We start from the raw sequence: 21,780 nt of genomic DNA, 5'->3' as shown, positions 1-21,780 counted from the left end.
AAACAATTTAATAAAATGATGTGATAAACATGATTGCTCTAATTTTGCTTAAGATACGGCCAAGCCGCTTTAAGATATATCAACATTGACCACAGCGTCAATATCACCGCCGCCACCATCAGCACATAGCCCAAGGTCTCAAGCGACTGCCAATTTAATAACAGCACAATGATGGCAATCATTTGAAAGGTCGTTTTTAATTTGCCCACATAAGACACCGCCACGCTGGTGCGATTGCCAAGCTCTGCCATCCATTCACGCAAGGCAGAAACCGCAATCTCACGAGAGATGATGACAATGGCAGCGATTGCCATGATGACATTGGCATGCCACTGCACCAAGATGATGAGTGCTGCTGCCACCATCAGCTTATCCGCCACAGGGTCTAAAAACTGCCCAAACGCAGAAGAAATGCCCATTTTACGAGCAAAATAACCATCTAACCAATCGGTAATCGCCGCCAACACAAACACAGATGTCAATAAAACATGCCGAAGCAAACTGTCACTAAATTCATACATGCCAATACGAGCAATGGCGTTGTCTTGAATGGCAGGCACACCAACCCCTAAGGCTGGGGGCCAATAAGCAATCAACACAAACACAGGTATCATGATGATGCGAGCGATGGTCAGGTTATTGGGTAAGTTAAATATGCTTTGATTTGAAGATGATGCCGTCATAACGGGTCTTAGGTTGCCAATTTAGCCATAGCTTAACATGTTCACACAGACACGCCAACGAAAAAGCCACACCCAAGCGGTTATCAGATGCTTAAGCATGGCTTATGGGGGGTGTTAAGGTTGATGCTAAGGTTATGATGATGTCATTTGGTTTGGTTGTTTCATTCAGTCATGTGGCGTCATCAGTCGCCATCAAGCATGACCAATTTTTAACCAGCCTTGTTTTGACTAGCCTTTTTCTGCTTTAACTGCTTTAACCACCGCAATTAAGTTATCAACCACGTCAGCATCAGCAAGGGTAGACGTGTCGCCCAAGCCTTCATACTCACCCAAAGCAAGCTTGCGTAAGATGCGACGCATGATTTTGCCTGAGCGAGTTTTTGGCAAGGCATCAACCAAAAACATGGCATCAATGTTGGCAATCGGACCGATTTCAGCTCGCACATGACGGTTAATCTCACCTTTTAAGGCATCGCTTGGCTCTTCACCTGTTCGCAAGATGACATATGCCCCCACGCCTTGACCTTTGATGTCATGTGGTATGCCAACAATCGCCGCTTCTGCCACCGCAGGGTGAGCCACCAAAGCACTTTCAATCTCTGCTGTCCCCAATCGATGACCTGACACGTTCAACACATCATCAACACGCCCTGTAATCCAATAATGCCCATCTTCATCACGCAATGCCCCATCACCTGTGAAGTAATTGCCAGGATAAGCACTAAAGTAGGTCTGCAAAAAGCGTTTGTGATCCCCCCAAATGCCCCGCATTTGCCCAGGCCAGCTGTCTTGTATCACCAGATTGCCTTCGCCTGCTCCTTGAACGGCATTGCCCTGACCATCAACAATGGCAGGCTTAATGCCATACAGTGGGGTCATGGCAGCCCCCGGTTTGAGATCGACTGCCCCAGGAATTGGGGTCATCATCACCCCACCTGTCTCAGTTTGCCACCAAGTATCGACAATCGGACAACGACTTTCACCCACCACCTGGTAATACCAATCCCACGCTTCAGGGTTAATCGGTTCACCCACCGAGCCAAGCAGACGCAAGCTTGAGCGGTCAGATTGTCTGACGTAGTCATCGCCCTCTTTCATCATCGCACGAATGGCGGTCGGAGCGGTATATAAAATGCTCACGTCATGCTTATCAACAATGTTACCAATCCTTGCCCAATCTGGATATTGTGGCACACCCTCAAACATCACCGTACTGGTGCCGTTGGCAAGTGGGGCGTATAACACATAACTATGCCCTGTGATCCAACCCACATCAGCAGTACACCAAAACACATCATCATCTTTGACATCAAAAATATCACGGAACGTTGACAGCGCATAAGTGATGTATCCACCTGTGGTATGTAACACCCCTTTGGGCTTGCCTGTTGAGCCAGAAGTATAAAGCAAAAACAAAGGGTCTTCAGCATTCATCGGCTCAGGTGGACAGTCTTCGTTGGCATTGTCAATGACGGTGTGATACCAAACATCACGGCGACCACTCATCGGAATGGACGTGCCTGTGCGATAGACAACAATGACTTTTTGTACGCAATCAGTTCCGTCCACGTCCAAAGCCCTATCAACATTGGATTTTAGCGGGGTGTGTTTGCCACCACGCACACTCTCATCAGCGGTGATGACCAGTTTTGACTGACTGTCGATGATGCGACTTGCCAAACTGTCAGCACTAAAGCCACCAAACACCACCGAATGCACTGCCCCAATTCTGGCACATGCCAGCATGGCAGCTGCCGCCTCAGGTATCATTGGCATATACAAAGTCACACGGTCACCTTTGCCCACGCCCATTTTACGCATGGCATTCCCCAAACGACACACCTCAGCATGCAACTCTTTATAAGAGATGATTTTATGCTGTGATGGGTGGTCTCCTTCCCAAATAATGGCTGGTTTAAATGGATTTTTTTGCAAATGACGGTCAAGGCAGTTAACAGACACGTTTAACTCACCATCTTCAAACCATTTGATGCTAAAATTATCAAGGTCATAATTGACGTTTTTAATCTTAGTGGGTTTTTTTATCCAATCAATCAACTCAGCACGTTTTGCCCAAAAGGCTTCGTTACTGCTGGCATCAGCAACCGATTGTTGGTAAGTTTGTTGATATTGTTCAGGCGTGGTGTTCGCCTTGGCTTTGAATTCGTTACTGGCGGGATAAGTTTTTACCATGATAACCTCCTTGTTGAGTGCTTTTCGGTTAAGTACTTATTTGGTATTGATGACTCTTTAGCATTGATGAGTCAACGATGCCAATATCACCATCATCACTACAAATGAATTGCGTGTCCTTGTGAGCTTGGTGAATCTGGTGCATTTACTTTGCCAATTTACTTTCTGCCAATTCACTTTCAATCCACTTGATGATGGCCCACTTTATGAATATGTCATGACCATGGGTAACTGCGGTTAAGTAAGGTGGCAAGTTAGCAAGCAAAGTGGCTTATGATAGTTTTACTAGATTTTGCTGTCATTGTAAACCGATTTGTAAACCAATTTATCCTAAAGCAGTGATTTTTTGTCATTCATTTATCATTGATTTTGAGTACTGTATGTCTTCTTCTGAGTCAAACCCATCTGATAATACCCAACTGACCACCCAAACACCCGTCATTACTCAACCAATGCTGACTCAAGTGCTGATCATTGGGGCTGGGGCATCAGGGCTATTCACCGCTTTGACCGCAGGCAAACGAGGTAGGTCAGTGCTGATTATTGACCATGCCAATAAAGCAGGCAAAAAAATCTTAATGTCTGGTGGTGGACGCTGTAATTTCACCAATCTGTCAGTTGAGCCAGAGCAGTTTATCAGCCAAAATCCACATTTTTGTAAATCAGCATTAAGCCGTTTTACCCCATGGCAATTTATTGACATGGTGGCACATCATGGCATTGATTATCATGAAAAAGAACATGGTCAACTGTTTTGTGATAAGTCATCTAAGGACATTTTGACCATGTTACTGGCAGAATGTGATGCCGTGGGAGCAACTGTCCGCCTAAATTGTGCGGTGCAATCCGTGCATGCTTGCAAAAACATTGTTCACGATAACCATGCCAGTTCATCAGCGGTTAATTTTATCATCCATACCAATCAAGGCGTTATCGGTTGTGAGTCTTTGGTGATTGCCACAGGTGGGTTATCCATTCCCACCATGGGAGCGACAGGGTTTGGTTATCAAGTCGCTGAGCAGTTTGGACATCACATCATTCCCACCCAAGCAGGGTTAGTACCCTTTACATTTACGGATAAATTAGGAGATGTGTTCGCCAGTTTGTCAGGCATCAGTCATGACGTGGTGGCATTTAATGAACGGATAAGCTTTGCTCGTCCCATGCTCTTTACGCATCGTGGTTTGTCAGGCTTTGCCATGTTACAGTTGTCTAATTATTGGCAACTCGGTGAGAGCATTCACATCAACTTATTGCCTGATTTGAATGTATCAGACCATTTGTGCCAATACAAACGCCGCCACCCCAAACAAAAAATTAAGACCGCCTTGGCTGACCATTTTGCCAAAAACCTGCTGTCAGCCTTGCAAGCACTTTTATGGGCTGAACATCAAGATTGCGACCTTGCCAACATCAAAGACGAGCAGTTAAACAAAATCGGACAGACACTCAACGATTGGACACTAAAACCATCTGGCACAGAAGGCTATCGCACAGCAGAAGTAACACTTGGCGGTGTGTCAACCGAATACATTTCATCTAAGACCATGCAAAGTCAACTGCAAGAGAACTTATATTTTGTGGGCGAAGTGTTAGATGTAACAGGCTGGCTTGGAGGCTATAATTTTCAATGGGCATGGGCAAGTGGTCATGCTTGTGGGCAAGTGGCTTAGACAAATGGCTTAGACAAGCAAACCACCCATATCGCATGAATGTGTATGGGTGGTTTATGTCACTGATGACACACTTGGCATTCAATTGGCATTTAATTAAACACTTACAATTAAAACATTGACCATTCAAATACTTAGGCATGTCATCACTGCATCACCAGATACTCAAATGCTGATAATGCTGCCTTGCTGCCTTCGCCCATCGCAATATTAATTTGTTTAAATGGCACGGTGGTTACATCACCACAAGCAAAAATGCCCTTGCGGTCAGTATGACAACGTTCATCAATTTCAATCTCACCAAAGCGGTTAACATCAACAAACCCTTTCACAAATTCTGAGTTAGGCACCAGCCCAATTTGTATGAACACGGCAGATAAATCCAGCTCTTTTATCTCACCAGTGTTCCGTTCTTGATAAACAATCGAGCTGACTTTACCATCGGTGGCCTTAATTTCTTGCGTGGCAACCGACGTTAATATGTCAATGTTTGACTTCTGTTTGGCTTTATTAATCAACACTTGATCAGCTTTAAGCGAGTCGGCAAACTCAAATACCGTTACATGTTTCACAATGCCTGCCAAATCAAGAGCAGCTTCAATGCCTGAGTTACCACCACCGATGACCGCCACATCTTTGCCTTTAAAGAAAGGACCATCACAATGTGGACAATACGCCACACCATTACCAACATAGTCATCTTCACCCGGGACGCCAAGTTTCCGCCACTTTGCCCCCGTTGCCAAAATCACACTGCGGGTATCAAACTCTTCGCCTGTGTTTAGATGAATGCGGTAATTTTCGTCCACCGTTTCACTCAACGATTTAACGCTGACATGCTCCTTAATGGTTACTTCATATGCTTTTAGATGTTTATTAAAGTTGGCTGACAGCTCATTGCCATTTGTCAATGGCACAGAGATGAGATTTTCGATGTCTTGGGTGTCTTTGACCTGTCCACCAACACGGTCAGCAACAATGGTTACCTTTAAGCCTTTACGTGCGGTATAAATCGCCGCTGCCACACCAGCAGGACCACCGCCAATGATGGTCACATCTTGTTGCTCTAACTGTTCGCCATCATCTTCACTTATCTCACTTAACAAATCTGGGTATTCAGCTTGCAATTTATCAATGATTTTGGCAGTATCTACCTTGCCACTGACAAAAGGTTTACCATTTAAAAATACCGCTGGCACACCTTGAATGTTATTGGCTTGTACTTGTTCTTGGAACAAACCACCATCAATCATCTCATTGCTGATGTTGTCATTTAACACAGCAAATTGATTTAATGCCTGCACCACATCAGGGCAATTATGACAACTTAATGACACATAGGTCTGAAAGTTTAACGGCTTGTCAATGCGTTTAATCAGCTTTTGAATACTGCCATCAAGTTTCAGCGTGTGTCCACCTGCATGCAACATTGCTAAAATCAACGAACTGAATTCATGCCCACCCGGAATGCCACTAAACACAATGCCTGAATCTTGATAGCCTAAATCTTGATGAGCATCATTTTGCTGTTGGTAATCAATTCTAAAGCTAATCGGACTGGGTAAATGACCATCTACAAATGCAGGGTCATTGACATCAAAGGCAACTTTATCACTGCTACTGGCAATTTGACTTAAAAACTCACTCAATTCTTGACGCTTGTCATGCTCGCCTTGACCGATGACAAAGCGAATGGGGCGAACGATATTTTCGCCATAAGATTTAACAGCGTCTAATAAACTTTGGTCTAACATGTTGGGTCTCCGTGATTATTCCATCATTTTTGCCACAGATGAGTGACTTTGGATTTGGATAATGTCATTATCCGACATGACTACCCTTTAGACAATGTTAGAAAATCAAAGTTTATGTTTTATATTTTTAATCAATAATTTATTTTTGATTTATTTTTTATCATTATTAAAGTGGTTATTATGCTGGTTACTGTCAGCAAATTTAGGTAGAATGGCATAAACCCCCTTTAAACCAATGCTGATTTAAACCAATGCCATGTTGGGGGCAACGGCAAGCCAACATTCACCAATAACATTCATCAACATTCAACATAAGGATAACCATCATGTTTCCAGAACATCGTGAACTCATCACCGAACTTAAACAAACAGACGCACATTTTGCCAAGCTGTTTCATGAGCATAATGACTTAGATAACCAAATTGACAAACTGGAGCGAGATGTGGTCAAACACGCCAGCCGTGAAGACGAAATCGAAAAAATGAAACGCAAAAAATTGCAATTAAAAGATGAGCTTTATCGCATTTTAGAGAGTAAAAAAGAAGAGTAAAAGAATGTAAAAGAATAAGGAGAAAAAGCGTCATTTCATCTGCCTTATAAACAAAACCCTTTGCAAACAGCCCCCATGCAAACCATCGTGGGGGTTTTGTAACTGCTGGTTGGTAACTGTTTTTTAAACGTCAATTTAACCCAACAAGTTAGTACCAAGTTAGTACCAAAAATATTCTTCTCTAAATTGAGAATTAAAACACCCAATAATAAATATGACAGTAGTAACCAGCCAGCCAATTAACGCATAAAGCCTAATTTGTTCACTATTCCAGTCTAACGCAAACCAGCCGATTAAAAAAAACGACTTCCAACCTTCAATGATTTTTGCCCCACCCCAAGAAAGCACCCATTTATAAAATAGGCTACTCAATAGATACATTGCTATCCAAAAAATCATACCCACAGAAGCGTCCTTTGGCTATCCAATTTCCTTTTGTTGTCCAATTTAAGGTACAATCGCACCATCTAACCCACGTGGTTCATTGTCATATGGTTCAGTATAGGACGCTCACATCAGCGATTTTGTAAAAAATTGTTTTTTACTTTTAGGAGTACGCCAGCCCTAACCACATGACAACAATCGCTCATCACTTACAAAATCGATATGATGACATTCCTTAACAATTTACCAAATTTTGGTTTTAGGCTATGATTTTAGGATATGATAAAACGCAACTTTTAACCGTATCACAAAACACAAGGTGACCTGTGGCAAACTTTTCTAATCAAACTTTCGCCCCATCCACAACCAATGACCATCAAGCCGATGACCATCAAATGTATGATTATTTGGTGTTTATTGGACGGTTTCAGCCATTTCATTTGGGACATAAGTCTGTCGTTGACCAAGCCTTAAAACGAGTCAATCACGTCATCATGCTCATTGGCTCTGCCAATTTACCCAGAAGTTTGCGTAACCCTTTTACCGTAACAGAACGCACACAGATGATAAAAGGGGCATACCCTAAAGATGACGCTGACCGCATTCATTGCGTGGGTTTGGACGATGCCCTTTATAATGACACTCGTTGGCTTCAATATGTGCAAAAATGCGTCAAATCAGTAACAGGCAATTTGATGGCTAACATTGGTCTGATTGGACATTCTAAAGACAGCTCATCTTATTATCTGTCGCTGTTCCCCAACTGGGCATCGGTGTCTGTACCAAATTTTCACAACCTGTCTGCCACACCCATTCGAGATGCCTTTTTAATGGGAGCAACCCCAACAGCAGAGCGTATTCCAACATCCACCCAACAGGTGTTAAACGATTTTAAACAAAGCGATGATTATCAAACATTGCACGAAGAAGCTTGGTTTATTGACCGCTATAAAAAACAATGGGAATATGCACCCTATCCACCCACGTTTATGACCGCTGATGCCCTTGTGGTACAGTCTGGGCATGTCTTATTGGTAGAACGTCGCAGTTTACCTGGCAAGGGCTTATGGGCATTGCCAGGAGGCTTTATTAATAAAAAAGAGACGCTGTTTGATGCGTGTGTCCGTGAGTTAAGAGAAGAAACTCGCCTAAAAGTGCCTGAGCCTGTGCTTAAAGGCTCTCGCCATAGTCAGCATACGTTTGATGACCCATACCGCTCAGCACGGGGACGCACCATCACGCAAGTGTTTTATTTTCAATTAAAAAACGACCCCAAAGGCTTACCAAAAGTCAAAGGGGGTGATGATGCAACAAAAGCATTTTGGTTACCATTGGCAGAGTTGGACAGCAAAAAAATGTTTGAAGACCATCATGCCATCATCACCAAAATGGTGGGGTTATAAAAAATAAGGCTAAAGGTGCTTATTATGATTAGTTTGGATATCCCTGTGTATCTTGAGCAAAAAATTATTGATGTATCACAGGATATGGGTACAACAAAAAATGCGTTTATCATTGATACCATCAATTTTTATTTTGAACACTTTAAAGACACCATTACAAATGATGAAGCAAGTTATTTATCAGCCCCCAATATACAAACGCTTGCAGCGATTGAAGAGTTAAATTCAGGCAAACTAAAACCCTTATCACTTGAAGAGTTTAAATTAGAATTGCAACCGTCATATCAAACCTGACTTGGTATTGATTTATCGTAAAGTTGACAAAGAAAATGGCAATTCAATACTTGAGGTTTTAGAATTAGCAAGACTTGGCAGCCATAGTGAGTTGAGTTTATAAAATTTCACAGAAATTTATGAAAAAATAGATAATGATAATGTAACAAATTGGCTTGCCTACTTATGCGTATTGCTCATTTAAATAATAGTGCCTAAATGGTCTAAAATTGCTTAATTTTTTCCACCACTTTCCCCACTCCGATAGACGGATTGGGCTTATCGTCATCAGTCGATGACAGCCATCAGAGGATTTCTGACTATGTTTACCAATAACTTAACCAACCTTATCTTAAATGCCGATAGCTACAAAACGTCGCATTATTTGCAATATCCACCAAACAGCGAATACGTGTCCAGCTATGTTGAGGCACGCCGTGGTGATTATCCTGTGGTCTTTTTTGGATTACAAGCCTTTGTTAAAGAGTATTTAATCACCCCCATCACCCAAAAAGACATTGATGATGCCCAAGCGGTGATAGTTGCCCATGGCTTGCCATTTAATCGTGATGGTTGGCAACGACTGCTAGACAAACATCAAGGCCGCCTGCCCTTACGCATTCAAGCAGTGGCAGAAGGATCAATCATTCCTACTGGTAATGTGTTGTGTCAAGTTGTCAATACTGACCCTGAATTTTATTGGCTCACCACTTATATTGAAACGGCTCTGCTGCGTGCTTTATGGTATCCAACCACAGTCGCCAGCGTATCGCATTACTGTAAGGGCATCATCAAATCCGCTTTGGTAAAATCAGCAGACAGCTTAGACAGCTTGCCATTTCGATTACATGATTTTGGTTCACGAGGAGCGTCCAGCCTTGAGACGGTGGCATTGGGCAGTTTGGCACATTTGGTCAATTTTTCTGGTACAGACAGTCTGACTGCGTTGGTGGCAGCCACCCGTTGGTATGGTATGAATGACGAGATGGCAGGTTTTTCTATCCCAGCTGCTGAACATAGCACCATGACCGCTTGGGGACGTGACGGTGAGCCTGCCGCTTTTGCCAACATGATTGAGCGGTTTGGCGGTGAAGGTAAGGCGTTTTCAGTGGTATCAGACAGCTATGACTTATGGAATGCCATTGATAATATTTGGGGCGATGAACTCAAAGACAAAGTCGAAAATATGGGCGGTACGCTGGTCATTCGCCCTGACAGTGGCGAACCTGCCAAAGTGGTGCGTGAAGCACTGGAACGTTTGGCTGCCAAATTTGGCTCTAAAACAAACAGCAAAGGCTATAAGCAATTACCTGACCACATACGCCTAATCCAAGGAGATGGCATTAATCCACACAGCATCAGCAAAATCTTAGATGCCATCATGGACGCAGGTTTTAGCACTGAGAACGTTACCTTTGGCATGGGTGGTGGGCTGTTGCAACAAGTCAACCGAGACACCTTAGGATTTGCCATGAAAGCCAGTAGCATCTGCATTGATGGCAAGTGGCATGATGTGTATAAAGACCCCATTACCAGCCATTCCAAACGCTCCAAAAAAGGTCGTTTGGCATTGATAAACACTGATGGCACAAATGATGGCAATCTGACCAACCATGATGTTCGCCATATTCGCACCATTCGAGAAGATGAATTGGGGAATGATACCAATCATAAAAACAACCTGCTCCAAGATGTGTTTATCAATGGTAAGTTATTGATTGATGACAATTTGACTGTCATTCGTGAGCGGGCGGGGTGGTGATTACCTTTGGTTATTTTATTGTCTTTGGCTAAAGCAATAATGAATAATTATTGGGAAATCCAACCTTGAACCTTGCTGATGGCAAGCGAGACATCAATACTTTTAAAAGAATACTTTTAAAAGATTGTATGGTCAATTCATGGTAAAACCACCACAAATCCAAAGATGGCTGTCAGATTTTGTTATCCTTAATCTCTGCCATCAATCCCCCCATCATTCAATCTCCCCATCATTGAAATTATCCTAAATAACCCATAAACTCAATGAAACAAACCGTTTTATCCCATGGTGGAATAATGCCAGTAGTAGAATAACGCCAGCTTCCATTTTACCCCCATCTTCTTATCCCAATAAGACTGACCAAGCTGACCAAATTTTTAACTTATCTTAACAAAAAGGGTGAGTTACAACAGTGTCTCAAAAGAAGTGTCTCAAAAAAATCGCCCTGATTAGGGCGAAAGTTACTGACATCTCTACCTAAATCACAAACGATGGTCAGACAATGACACACGACGAATCAATCAAGACACCAAATTCAATGTGTGGTCAGGCGATGGCTCTTCTCCATTTTCTATATCACGAAATTGCACGCTGTCTTTATCCATATAAATCAAATAAGGCGGTATGTCAGATTGATCTTCTGGATGTAACAACACATATCGACTGTCCAAACCATTGATGTCGTATGTTCCTTTGGTTGTTATTTGACCATCAGGCTTGCCCAAATATTCTTGCTCCATCACAAATGTGCCATCAGCGTTTAGCGTCAAGTCAGTCTGAATGCCTGAACAATCTGCACAAGGCAACACACCAGAATAAGCAGATTGAGGCAACACACCCACACCATCTGTAACAGTAACTTCAGGTTGTTGACCGTCATCGATGGGGTCAGCCACAGCATCATCAGTTGAGTCGATGATAGGCTGTTCAACTGCTTGAGTGCTTGCTTCTTCATGGGTTGCTTGTTGGGTTGTACTGCTTTGATCGGCATTGCTTTTATTTGAGTTATCACAAGCAGTCAATGATAACAGTGTCAACATGGCAAACACAATGGACGATTTTAGTTTCATATTCATATTAAAAAAATCTCTTCAAAACAAGATTAACCAACATTAAACAACTTAATTTTTAACACAAAACATTATGGCATAAAATTTTTATCTCAACAAGACAATTGCCATTACCATCATAAAGGGCTGATGACATGCTTATCATCAGCCCTTTCTTATCATCAGCCCTTTGTTGTTGTGTTGTTGCTTTTTGTATCAAAAGCTTGAATTGGGCTTAGATTTTTCCAACCAAATCAATGCTGGGCTTTAAGGTTTCTTTGCCATCTTCCCAAGCTGCTGGGCAGACTTCACCATCGTTTTCACGCACATATTGGGCGGCTTTGACTTTACGCACCATGTCTTTAGCAGAGCGACCAATGCCCAAATCATGAATTTCTGCCACTTTAATAAAACCTTCTGGGTCAATTAAGAATGTGCCACGTAAGGCAGCGTTGTCTTCTTCAATCATGATGTTAAAGCCACGAGTGATTTTGCCTGTGCCGTCGCCCAGCATGGGAAATTTAACTTTGCTGATGGCTTCTGATGAGTCATGCCATGCTTTATGCACAAAGTGGGTGTCAGTTGATACGGCATAAACTTCTACGCCTAAGCCTTTGAGTTCTTCATAATGGTTTGCCATGTCTTCTAGTTCAGTTGGGCAAACAAAGGTAAAATCATGGGGATAAAACATAAAAATCGCCCAGTTGCCTTTGACATCGTCAGATGAGATGGTTTTAAATTCTCCGTTGACAAAAGCTTCGGTTTTAAATTCTGGGATTTGTTGGTTGATGATGGCGGTCATGATGACTCCTTATCGGTTATCGGTTAATCGGTTGTTGTTAACATGGCTGTTAACATAAAAACATCAAGTCAAGCATCTTAAAAAAGTTTCTGGATTCTAGGTGCTTTATTTAAGTGCTTTATTGCTTGATTACTTGAGCTTATCATTATCATGGTAGGATAAGCGTTTCTCCAGTTTAAAGAATTTAATGTTATGATTTATTTTTTTAATGTTGAAATGCTGTCTTTATCATTTTTAAGCTTCTGAACAAATCATAAACAAGTCTAGGCAGTGCCCCTTAATGCTTAATATTAATATCAATAGCCACGCTTATTAATTATAAGCGTATTTATTATAAATAATACCCACTTCCATCATAATGACTTCCATCATGATAGCCCCCTTCATGATAATGGTCTCCATTATAATATTCTCTTTCATGATAGTATCGATTATCATCATACCGATTGTCATCATGATACCGACCTTCGTCATAATATCGATTGTCATCATAATATTGATTTTGGGGTGCATAAGCATAAGGTGATTGAGCATAAGGTGATTGAGAATAAGATGATTGCTGAATGTTTTGTGGGGCGTTGATTTTGATTTCAACACGGCGATTTTGTGCTTTGCCATATTCGGTGTTATTGTCAGCAATGGGTTGCGACTCACCATAGCCCACGGTGCTGATGCGGTGAGAAGACACGCCACGGTTGTTTAAATAACTGGCAACAGAGAAAGCACGACGCTCAGACAAACCTTGGTTATAGCCTGCATCACCCACGCTGTCAGTATGCCCCATAATCACAACGGTGGTTTGACCATATTCATTCATGGTGGCTGCCAACTTGTCTAATGTGTTGGTAAAAGTGGGCTTGATATAGGTTTTATCAGTATCAAAAGTGATGTTGCTTGGCATGACCAAATTGATATCATTGGTGCGTGGATCAAGTGCAACTTCCACCCCTGTGCCAGCCATTTGCTGTTTTAATTGTTGTTCTTGACGTTGCATATAATAGCCCACACCAGCACCGATGGCAGCACCGATGGCAGCATCACGACCTGTTCTTTCACCCCCAGTCGCCTTTGACACTCCAGCACCTAAGGTAGCACCTGCCAATGTACCAAGGGCAGTTTTATTAATGGTGGTTTGTCCAGTGGGATCAGCGGCACAACCGACCAACGCCATCGAACCCGCTAAGGTTGTGATGAGTAGTTTGGTGTTTAAAGTGGTTTTCATAATGGTATCCTTGTGTTCTGGTAATGTGTGTTTAGCCGTTATGTTTAAATGTGTGTTTATGGCAATGGTGCGTTTATTTGGTTTGTTAAATGGTTTATTTATTGTGTTTGTGGGAAATGAATCAATAAAAATATGATAACAAAAATATTTGTAATATTTTGTTACATCTGTGTATGAGAAGTGCTTATTAAGGCTTATTTTGTCATAATGGCTTAGATTATTTGGCTGGTATGGTGTTAGGTGTTGCCAAATTTTTGCCAAACTTTTACCAAAATTATGAAATGTTAATATCATATGAAACCAACTGCTCTACAACGTCTGCGACAATCTTACCCCCAATTTGCCAGCCGTCTGTCGCTTGCCACAGCAGGATTTGTCATCACTGCCAACTCAGTGATGTTGGCAGTGCCTGTGTGGCTGGCAGGTGTCATTAAAACCGTCAGTGGCAACGCCTTTGCTGATGAAGCAGTCATCAAGCTTGCCAACCATTGGATTAACACCAATAACAACATCATCGACACCCTGATGCCTGACAAAGATTGGCGTATCAGCTTACCTGATGATGTTGACACACACAAACAGTATCTGCTGGTGTGCAATCATCAATCTTGGGTTGATACCAGTGTGATACAGTATGTCAGTCGTAATTACCTGCCTTTGACTCGATTTTTTACCAAATATGAGCTGATTTATATCCCCATTGTTGGGCAAGCATTTTATTTTTTGGATTTTCCGATGATGAAACGCCACAGTAAACAAGCCATTGCTAAAAATCCTACTCTAAAAGGTAAAGATATTCTTGAAGCCAAACGAGCGTGTGATTTGTTAAAACACAAACCCTTTACTTTGCTAAACTATCTGGAGGGCACACGCTTTAGCACTGCCAAGCATCGAGCCCAAAATTCACCTTATCGACATTTATTAAAACCCAAAGCAGGCGGTCTGGCACTTGCCATCAGTGCTTTGGGTCAGCAGATTGATGGCATCTTAGATATGACGGTGGTCTACCCTGATTTCCCCAATGCTCCCCCCACTTATGCAGATTTATGGCTGGGTAATGTGCAACGTTTGGGGGTGGACGTGCGTCACATGACAATGAATGATGGGTTATTTGACGCAATCAAGCAAGGTGCTTATTCTCATGATGTCGATGCCACACAAGCATTTTATGCTTGGTTAGATGAATTATGGCAAAAAAAAGACACTCGCATGACATCGATGTTGGCGGAATTTGATTAAAGGTTGGATATGAAGCTTGACAAAGATGGGTGATGCCAGTTGCCAGCATATTGCCAACAAATCAAAATCCAACAATGAACAATGCAAAACATCAGGCATGTTTTCATTGATAATGACCACCCCATATAAAAGCATTAAGGAACATTAATGAACACAACCCATCAACCAACCCACATTGAGACCAACAACCACATTGAGACCAACACCAGCCCCATGAACCAAAAAAATGATGCCTTTACTTTTTTTGGCAAAATGTTGACCTTTTCTCGTTTGCATTTACAAAGCAATGACCTGACTCTCATCAATGCCCAACTGAAACACACCATCGATAACAAAAACAGCCAAATTCCTGTGGTCATCGACAGCGATGTGTCACAAGATTTGCCTGCATTGGTGGACATATTATGGCAATGGGGGCTACAACCGATTGGCGTGGTTGGTGGTAACTTGTCCGAACAAGCCAAAACATTGCGTTTGGCAATCTTTCCAGATGATGGCAAACGCATCGCCAGAGTTGAGACACAAGCCAAATCTCAAAAAACTCAAAAAAACAGCAAAACTGACATCAAGCCAGCCGCTGACATACAGAACATTGGCACGCAAGACACCCCATCACAAGCTGATGCCATGGACTTATCCAATGACAACACCCATTTGACCGATGCCACATTCAATCAGGTCAAGGTGGTCACGCAAATCTTACGTTCAGGACAACGCATCGAACATCTTGGTGGTGATTTAATCATCACCAACAGCGTTAATGATGGAGCAGAAGCCATCACTGACAGTAATCTACACGTCTACGGACGAGGATTAGGAAGACTGGTGGCAGGAGCAACAGGTGATAAAAATGCCAAGATTTTTTGCCAAAATTTCAATCCATCACTGGTCTCTGTGGCTGGCACATGGCAACTTCGAGATGACATTCCCAAAGATTATCTGGATAAAGCCGTACAGGTGAGTTACCAAGAAGGGCATGGCATTGTCTACACACTCATGGATTCGGCAGTAACAAGTCATAAAAACTAAAGACTCAAAGCTTAATATTAAAAGCTTAGCATTAAAAACTTAATGTTAAAAAATTAATGTCAAAGTTTCATGCCATAAACGTCAATGAACACTCAACAGCCACTAGGCGTTTTGGGTGTTTTGTGCTACCCTAAGCTCATATTTTTGGCTCATATTTTTTAACATGATTTGACTGTTTAGCATAAGAGCATGGCGAGGACATCGTCAAGGCTTTATCATCATAGGAGGAAGCCATCGTGGCAAGAATCGTTGTTGTCACTTCAGGAAAAGGCGGTGTGGGAAAAACCACCACCAGTGCGTCAGTCGCTACTGGTCTTGCCTTACGGGGGCATAAAACCGTAGTGATTGATTTCGATGTGGGGTTACGCAACTTAGATTTGGTCATGGGTTGTGAAAACCGCATCGTTTATGACTTTGTTGATGTCATCACTGGCAACGCTCGCTTATCGCAAGCGTTGGTTAAAGATAAAACGTTGGATAATCTGTTTATTTTGCCAGCCAGCCAAACTCGTGATAAAGATGCCTTAACCGATGAAGGTGTGGCAGCGGTGATGAAAGAGCTGTCTGAGCAATTTGACTACATCATCTGTGATTCACCTGCAGGGATTGAACGTGGGGCTCAACTTGCCATGTATCATGCTGATGAAGCCATCATCGTTACCAACCCAGAAATCTCTTCAGTACGAGATTCCGACCGCATCATCGGTATTTTACAAAGCCGCACCAAGCATGTGGTAGAAGACACTGGCTCAGTCAGAGAACATTTGGTCATCAGTCGCTACAACCCTGAGCGAGCTGCTGCTCACGAGATGATGGACATCGACACCATCTCAAACGACATTCTAAAAGTGCCTTTATTGGGTGTTATCCCAGAGAGCCAAACCGTGCTAAAAGCATCAAATGAAGGTCAACCTGTCATTCATTATAGCAATTCAGCAGCAGGGCAATGCTATGATGACATCGTTGCCAGATTTTTAGGAGAAGAGCGCCCACTTCGCCACATTGACGTGAAGAAAAAGAGCTTCTTGCAACGCTGGTTTGGAGGGTAATATGAATAAAAAAAGAGGATTTTGGAGCAATTTATTTGGTCTAGACACACCCACAACTGGCAGTGCCAATACAGCGACTGAGCGATTAAAAGTCATCGTTGCTAGCGAAAACCGCTTACATAACCGCTTAACCCCCGACCGTATCGAAAAAATGAAGCGAGAAATCTTAGAAGTGGTCAATAAATACGTCAATGGGGTACAAATTGATGATGTGAATATCAACCATCGTCATGAAGATAGCCTAGACGTACTTGAGATGAACATCAATCTGCCTGATAATCATCGTCGGTGATTTGCAAGGAAAATACAGATTGATAATGATTCCATCAAGTCTATCCAGCAAATTTTTGATAAAGCAAGCGTTAGCCATTTTTGATAAACAAGTTTTTTATTATTTTTTTAAGTTGTGACTTCTCATGGCATTGTACCCCTACACCCTACAGACCGTCCCATTAAACATGTCCAAACAAGAGTTTGAACAAGCTCAACTGGCATTATTTGCCAAAAGCAGCCCATCATTTGACTTGGCACAAATCAAGACCAAAGAATGGAGCATCATGGCAATCATGACCATTTTGGCAATCGTGGGGCTGGTCATGGTGTCAGGGTACTCAACCCTGTTATTTTGGTTGATGCTCATTGGTGTGGCATTGTATGTCATCATACGCACCATTGGCTTTAAATGGTATGTGCAAAAAGAATTTGAAAAACAAATGGCAACTCAAAAAATGCCCGATGAAATGAAGCAAATCAAATTGGGGGTACAAAAACAAGGGCTTATCATGTCCATGCCTGCCCCCAACCAACCACAACCCAGCAATAAAGCCATGCGTGGTCTACAAATGCGTGGCTCTGGCGTGCAACAAGCGGTCATTCCTTGGTCAGCAGTTACCAGTTGGGATGAGACTGATGAGTTTATTTTTATATTGTTTGAGTTAAAGGGTCAGCATGGCAGTCAAATCCTGCCTAAACGTCTGATAAAAGATAAATTCCCCATTGACACCGTGCTAACGCATTTGATGGAAGTCAGACCAAACAAAGGCATTCAAGCCGATACGTTGCCACAAACGTTTTAGTTATCTGTGCTGCGTCAGCCCTAAAAATAAAATATAGATTTTTATTTGATTTATTTTTCTGATTGTAAAAATGAGTTTATATTTCCCTTATCTCTGTTAGGATATAGATGGTAATAGGGCATGCTGTTTTAAACTTTGTTTTAGACTTTTAGGCTCTATTACCTATTTTTAGGAATAACACAAATTTTGTTAACAGTTTTTGTTAACATCTTTCATTAACATTCAAGCTGTTATCAACATGGCTTTTATCAACATAAGGAATAACATCATGACCACCAACCAAATTGGTTTAGAAAAAAAAGACATGTCTGCTGTGATTGAGCAATTAAATAAATTGCTGTCTTCATATCACATTTTTTATATCAATGTGCGTGGCTATCATTGGAATGTCAAAGGTGAGCATTTCTTCTCTTTACATACCAAATTTGAAGAGCTATACACCGAGCTACAACTACAGATTGATGAAATTGCCGAACGCATTTTAACGTTAGGAGGCACACCGTTGCATGCTTATAGTGATTTTGCGAAGCATGCTGCCATTAAAGAAGATAAAAATGTCTTTGATGGTAAACAATGCGTCAAAGGCTTGGTGGCAGGCTTGCAAGAATTGATTGAAGAGCAACGTCAAGTGGCACAAATAACCGAAGAAGCCGATGACCAAGGTTCTACCGATTTGGTGATTGGTTATGTACAAGCCCAAGAAAAGTTAGTATGGATGTATAATGCATTTTTGGGTTGATTACTGACGTCTTTCTCTCTTTTTTCTTTTGGGTTGTTGGCGGTTATTAATAAATCACAACAACCTAGCGAGAACACCCATGACCCACCACAGTACTTACCCAAATTTATTTAAACCGTTAGACCTAGGTTTCACCACCCTAAAGAACCGAGTGGTCATGGGGTCAATGCACACAGGATTAGAAGATCGCTTTTATCATTATGACAAGCTGGCGGCTTATTTTGCTGAGCGTGCCAAAGGCGGTGTGGCGATGATGATAACAGGGGGCATCTCGCCCAATCGTCAAGGTTGGCTTTTGCCCATGGGTGGTACGCTAAATCATCAGCTAGACATTCTTAATCATCAGAAAGTTACCCAAGCGGTGCATCAATACGACAGCAAAATCTTGATGCAAATTTTGCATTCTGGACGCTATGGTTATCATCCGTTTGTGGTGTCCGCCAGTGTCATCAAATCACCGATTTCACCGTTTAAACCACGACAGATGAGTCGCACAAATATTGAAAAAACCGTGCAAGATTTTGCTGATTGTGCCACACTTGCCAAGCAAGCAGGCTATGACGGTGTGGAAATCATGGGGTCAGAAGGCTATCTGCTCAATCAATTTTTAAGTCGCCACGTCAACCGTCGTACTGATGAGTACGGGGGTGATATTCATGCTCGAATGCGTTTTCCTTTGGCGGTGGTTAAAGCAGTGCGATCAGCGGTGGGTGATGACTTTATCATCTGTTTTCGCTTATCCATGCTTGATTTGGTTAAAGACGGTAATGACATGAGCGAGGTGGTGATTGTTGCTAAAGCCTTACAAGACGCAGGCGTAACCATCATCAATACAGGCATCGGTTGGCATGAGGCTCGTGTGCCAACCATCGTTACCAGTGTGCCAAGAGCCGCTTTTGCTGACTTTACCGCTGTGATAACACAAGCGGTCAATATCCCTGTCATGGCTGCCAATCGCATCAACATGCCAAGCACCGCAGAGAGCATCTTATCCAGTGGGCAGGCGGATTTGATACAAATGGCTCGTCCGTTTTTGGCTGACCCTCAATGGGTGAATAAAGCAAAAGCAAACACACCAGAACGCATCAACACTTGCATTGCCTGCAACCAAGCCTGTCTTGACCACACCTTTGAGCATAAACGTTCCACTTGTTTGGTCAACCCACAAGCCTGCTATGAAACCGAACTTACCTATCCACCAGTTAAAAAAGCCAAACATATTGGTGTGGTCGGCGGTGGTGTGGCTGGCATGAGTGCTGCTCTGGTGGCTGCCAAACGTGGGCATCAAGTGACGTTATACGAAGCCCGAGATGTACTGGGCGGTCAGTTTAACTATGCCAAAGTCATTCCTGGTAAAGAAGAATTTTATGAAACCATTCGCTATTTTCACCATGAGTTAAACCATCATGGGGTTAAGATAGTGCTGAATACTCAAGTTACACCAGAGCTGATGGCTGAACAAAGATTTGATGATGTGGTCATTGCCACAGGGGTTGTGCCACGTTCATTGGTTGGTAAGCTCGATGGGGCAGAACGTGCCAATGTCATCAGCTATGCCGATTTATTATCTGGTAAAGTGGTGGCAGGCAAGCGAGTGGCGGTGATTGGGGCGGGTGGTATTGGCTATGATGTGGCTGAATTTTTGACCGCCACCCACACTCAAGACTTGGTCAGTCTTGCCAAGTCAGGCAAGCTCAATGACCTAGCCCATCGTCCCAAACCACAATCCATTAGCAATTGGCGAGATGAATGGGGGGTTACTCAACAAGCAGAATATGCCAAGCAAGGCGGTCTGACTCAACCACACGCCATCACCCCACATCGGCAAGTATATCTGATGCAACGCACCAAAGGACGCTTGGGCAAAGGTTTAAACAAAACCACTGGTTGGGTACATAAAGCCCATGTCAAAAACCATGGCGTTTATCAGCTCTCTGGTGTGCAGTACGACAAAATCACCGATGAAGGCATCTGGCTTATTAACGCAAGCGGTCAGGCTCAACTATTGCGAGTTGATACCATCGTGGTGTGTGCAGGACAAGTATCAGTCAATGAACTGATGCCAACTGTCCATCATCAATCTGACCAAAATCTGCAAAAAAAACATAAAAAAACCGCCAAAGACCCCATCACAAAACTGTCACAAATAATCATCGGCAATAAGAATCTCGCTCATACAGATGATGACATCACCCCATCAGTGCTTTATCAGGGCAGTCGCTATCACATCATTGGCGGAGCAAAATTGGCAGGTGAGTTAGACGCCAAGCGAGCCATTCGAGATGGGGCAGTATTGGCGGCTCAACTATGAACATTTTTTTGTTTTTTGCCATCGTTGAGAAAAAAGTGTTTTGAATATTAAATTTATTTAAATATGAATGGTTGACATGCCAATCAAACGTCAATCATGGCGATGACATCGTATGCAGGTGTCTCATAAGGGTGGCTGCTCTTTAATGCCTGTATGACTGCTGACAGACAAGCATCTGCCACCACCATTTCCACTCGCCACTCTTCATTTTGATATAAGTGTCCTTGCTGACCTGTGTGTGGCTGACTACCTGCCAATGGCATAAACTGCCCCACCCCTTTGACTTGCCAACAGCAATCACCATAGTTGCCTATCTGACCTGCTCCAGCAGCAAACAAAGCAGACTTAACAGATTCTAACTGTTCATCAGGGATAAAAACGGTGAGTTTGTACTTGACTTCCTCCCCTCCCTATCGTTCGGGGATTCCTGCTCCCAGACGGTCAAGCCCGACCGCAAGCCTAAGATAGTGGCAACCGCCCGTACGACACACCGTACATCTTAGGTTCTTATTTTAAGCTAATCCTACCGTTAGGATTGTCATAGATACGAATTAGCTTAAGTGTGTGTTTGGAAACGTCTTACCAGTT

Annotated in this window: 20 protein-coding genes and 1 pseudogene; 13 read left to right on the top strand and 8 right to left on the bottom strand. The window is 42.6% G+C overall.

The window, feature by feature from the left end:
* Nucleotides 1-38: 38 nt before the first annotated feature.
* A complete protein-coding gene (gene pgsA / locus B0682_RS06330) occupies nucleotides 39-683 on the bottom strand; it encodes a CDP-diacylglycerol--glycerol-3-phosphate 3-phosphatidyltransferase (protein WP_078307486.1) in 645 nt (214 codons plus the stop codon).
* A gap of 228 nt (nucleotides 684-911) precedes the next feature.
* On the bottom strand, nucleotides 912-2,876 hold the full coding sequence (gene acs / locus B0682_RS06325) for an acetate--CoA ligase (protein ID WP_078307484.1): 1,965 nt from the start codon (nucleotides 2,874-2,876) through the stop codon (nucleotides 912-914).
* Between the two features lie 452 nt (nucleotides 2,877-3,328).
* On the opposite strand from acs, the gene B0682_RS06320 reads away from it, so the two are divergent.
* Entirely contained in the window at nucleotides 3,329-4,549 is a 1,221-nt protein-coding gene (locus B0682_RS06320; RefSeq protein WP_078307605.1) for a BaiN/RdsA family NAD(P)/FAD-dependent oxidoreductase, read from the top strand.
* 146 nt (nucleotides 4,550-4,695) lie between these two features.
* Here B0682_RS06320 and ahpF read toward each other — a convergent pair whose 3' ends face one another.
* Entirely contained in the window at nucleotides 4,696-6,303 is a 1,608-nt protein-coding gene (gene ahpF / locus B0682_RS06315; RefSeq protein WP_078307482.1) for an alkyl hydroperoxide reductase subunit F, read from the bottom strand.
* Between the two features lie 326 nt (nucleotides 6,304-6,629).
* Between ahpF and B0682_RS06310 the strand changes: the two genes are divergently transcribed.
* Nucleotides 6,630-6,854: an HP1242/YdcH family protein gene (locus B0682_RS06310; RefSeq protein ID WP_078307480.1), complete on the top strand. Its 225-nt coding sequence runs from the start codon at nucleotides 6,630-6,632 to the stop codon at nucleotides 6,852-6,854.
* 159 nt (nucleotides 6,855-7,013) lie between these two features.
* Here the strand turns inward: B0682_RS06310 and B0682_RS06305 are convergent, their stop codons facing one another.
* Nucleotides 7,014-7,253 (bottom strand): hypothetical protein, encoded by a 240-nt coding sequence (locus B0682_RS06305; RefSeq protein WP_240494903.1) that lies wholly within the window; start codon nucleotides 7,251-7,253, stop codon nucleotides 7,014-7,016.
* Nucleotides 7,254-7,564: 311 nt separating this feature from the next.
* Here B0682_RS06305 and B0682_RS06300 point away from each other — a divergent pair, with 311 nt between their 5' ends.
* From B0682_RS06300 to B0682_RS06285, 4 genes are all read left to right on the top strand, one after another.
* The gene (locus B0682_RS06300) at nucleotides 7,565-8,641 is read left to right on the top strand and encodes a bifunctional nicotinamide-nucleotide adenylyltransferase/Nudix hydroxylase (protein WP_276206628.1); all 1,077 of its coding nucleotides are present in this window, start codon (nucleotides 7,565-7,567) and stop codon (nucleotides 8,639-8,641) included.
* Between the two features lie 24 nt (nucleotides 8,642-8,665).
* Nucleotides 8,666-8,935, top strand: a complete 270-nt coding sequence (locus B0682_RS06295; protein WP_078307476.1) for a hypothetical protein — start codon at nucleotides 8,666-8,668, stop codon at nucleotides 8,933-8,935.
* Between the two features lies 1 nt (nucleotide 8,936).
* Nucleotides 8,937-9,038 (top strand): hypothetical protein, encoded by a 102-nt coding sequence (locus B0682_RS06290; RefSeq protein ID WP_476738452.1) that lies wholly within the window; start codon nucleotides 8,937-8,939, stop codon nucleotides 9,036-9,038.
* A gap of 198 nt (nucleotides 9,039-9,236) precedes the next feature.
* Complete coding sequence (locus B0682_RS06285) at nucleotides 9,237-10,676, top strand: nicotinate phosphoribosyltransferase (RefSeq protein ID WP_078307473.1); 1,440 nt, start codon at nucleotides 9,237-9,239, stop codon at nucleotides 10,674-10,676.
* A gap of 521 nt (nucleotides 10,677-11,197) precedes the next feature.
* On the opposite strand, the gene B0682_RS06280 is transcribed toward B0682_RS06285, so the two are convergent.
* The 3 genes and pseudogenes from B0682_RS06280 to B0682_RS06270 form a co-directional block, all read right to left on the bottom strand.
* A complete protein-coding gene (locus tag B0682_RS06280) occupies nucleotides 11,198-11,752 on the bottom strand; it encodes a copper resistance protein NlpE (RefSeq protein WP_240494897.1) in 555 nt (184 codons plus the stop codon).
* A gap of 208 nt (nucleotides 11,753-11,960) precedes the next feature.
* Nucleotides 11,961-12,527, bottom strand: coding sequence for an alkyl hydroperoxide reductase subunit C (ahpC, locus tag B0682_RS06275; protein ID WP_078307469.1), 567 nt, complete (start codon nucleotides 12,525-12,527; stop codon nucleotides 11,961-11,963).
* A 562-nt stretch (nucleotides 12,528-13,089) separates the two neighbouring features.
* A pseudogene (locus B0682_RS06270) lies at nucleotides 13,090-13,749 on the bottom strand (YiaD family glycine zipper/OmpA-like lipoprotein); the annotation flags it as partial.
* Nucleotides 13,750-14,043: 294 nt separating this feature from the next.
* On the opposite strand from B0682_RS06270, the gene B0682_RS06265 reads away from it, so the two are divergent.
* The 7 genes from B0682_RS06265 (at nucleotide 14,044) to B0682_RS06235 (ending at nucleotide 21,192) form a co-directional block, all read left to right on the top strand.
* The gene (locus tag B0682_RS06265) at nucleotides 14,044-14,988 is read left to right on the top strand and encodes an acetyltransferase (protein WP_078307467.1); all 945 of its coding nucleotides are present in this window, start codon (nucleotides 14,044-14,046) and stop codon (nucleotides 14,986-14,988) included.
* Between the two features lie 213 nt (nucleotides 14,989-15,201).
* Complete coding sequence (gene minC / locus B0682_RS06260) at nucleotides 15,202-16,017, top strand: septum site-determining protein MinC (protein WP_078307599.1); 816 nt, start codon at nucleotides 15,202-15,204, stop codon at nucleotides 16,015-16,017.
* 236 nt (nucleotides 16,018-16,253) lie between these two features.
* Entirely contained in the window at nucleotides 16,254-17,066 is an 813-nt protein-coding gene (gene minD, locus B0682_RS06255) for a septum site-determining protein MinD (protein WP_078307465.1), read from the top strand.
* Between the two features lies 1 nt (nucleotide 17,067).
* A complete protein-coding gene (minE, locus tag B0682_RS06250; RefSeq protein WP_078307463.1) occupies nucleotides 17,068-17,358 on the top strand; it encodes a cell division topological specificity factor MinE in 291 nt (96 codons plus the stop codon).
* A gap of 124 nt (nucleotides 17,359-17,482) precedes the next feature.
* Nucleotides 17,483-18,142 carry a YcxB family protein gene (locus B0682_RS06245; RefSeq protein ID WP_078307462.1) on the top strand — a complete coding sequence of 220 codons (660 nt, stop codon included), beginning with the start codon at nucleotides 17,483-17,485 and terminating at the stop codon, nucleotides 18,140-18,142.
* A gap of 268 nt (nucleotides 18,143-18,410) precedes the next feature.
* Nucleotides 18,411-18,881, top strand: coding sequence for a Dps family protein (locus B0682_RS06240; RefSeq protein ID WP_143823306.1), 471 nt, complete (start codon nucleotides 18,411-18,413; stop codon nucleotides 18,879-18,881).
* Nucleotides 18,882-18,960: 79 nt separating this feature from the next.
* On the top strand, nucleotides 18,961-21,192 hold the full coding sequence (locus B0682_RS06235) for an NADPH-dependent 2,4-dienoyl-CoA reductase (protein WP_078307461.1): 2,232 nt from the start codon (nucleotides 18,961-18,963) through the stop codon (nucleotides 21,190-21,192).
* An 83-nt stretch (nucleotides 21,193-21,275) separates the two neighbouring features.
* Here B0682_RS06235 and B0682_RS06230 read toward each other — a convergent pair whose 3' ends face one another.
* Nucleotides 21,276-21,530: a YqfO family protein gene (locus B0682_RS06230; protein ID WP_240494896.1), complete on the bottom strand. Its 255-nt coding sequence runs from the start codon at nucleotides 21,528-21,530 to the stop codon at nucleotides 21,276-21,278.
* Nucleotides 21,531-21,780: the final 250 nt, after the last annotated feature.

Origin of the sequence: Lwoffella lincolnii, assembly GCF_002014765.1 — a bacterium.
In the GTDB taxonomy this organism is placed as follows: Bacteria; Pseudomonadota; Gammaproteobacteria; order Pseudomonadales; family Moraxellaceae; genus Psychrobacter; species Psychrobacter lincolnii.
This window is presented reverse-complemented; position numbering and strand designations above follow the sequence as displayed.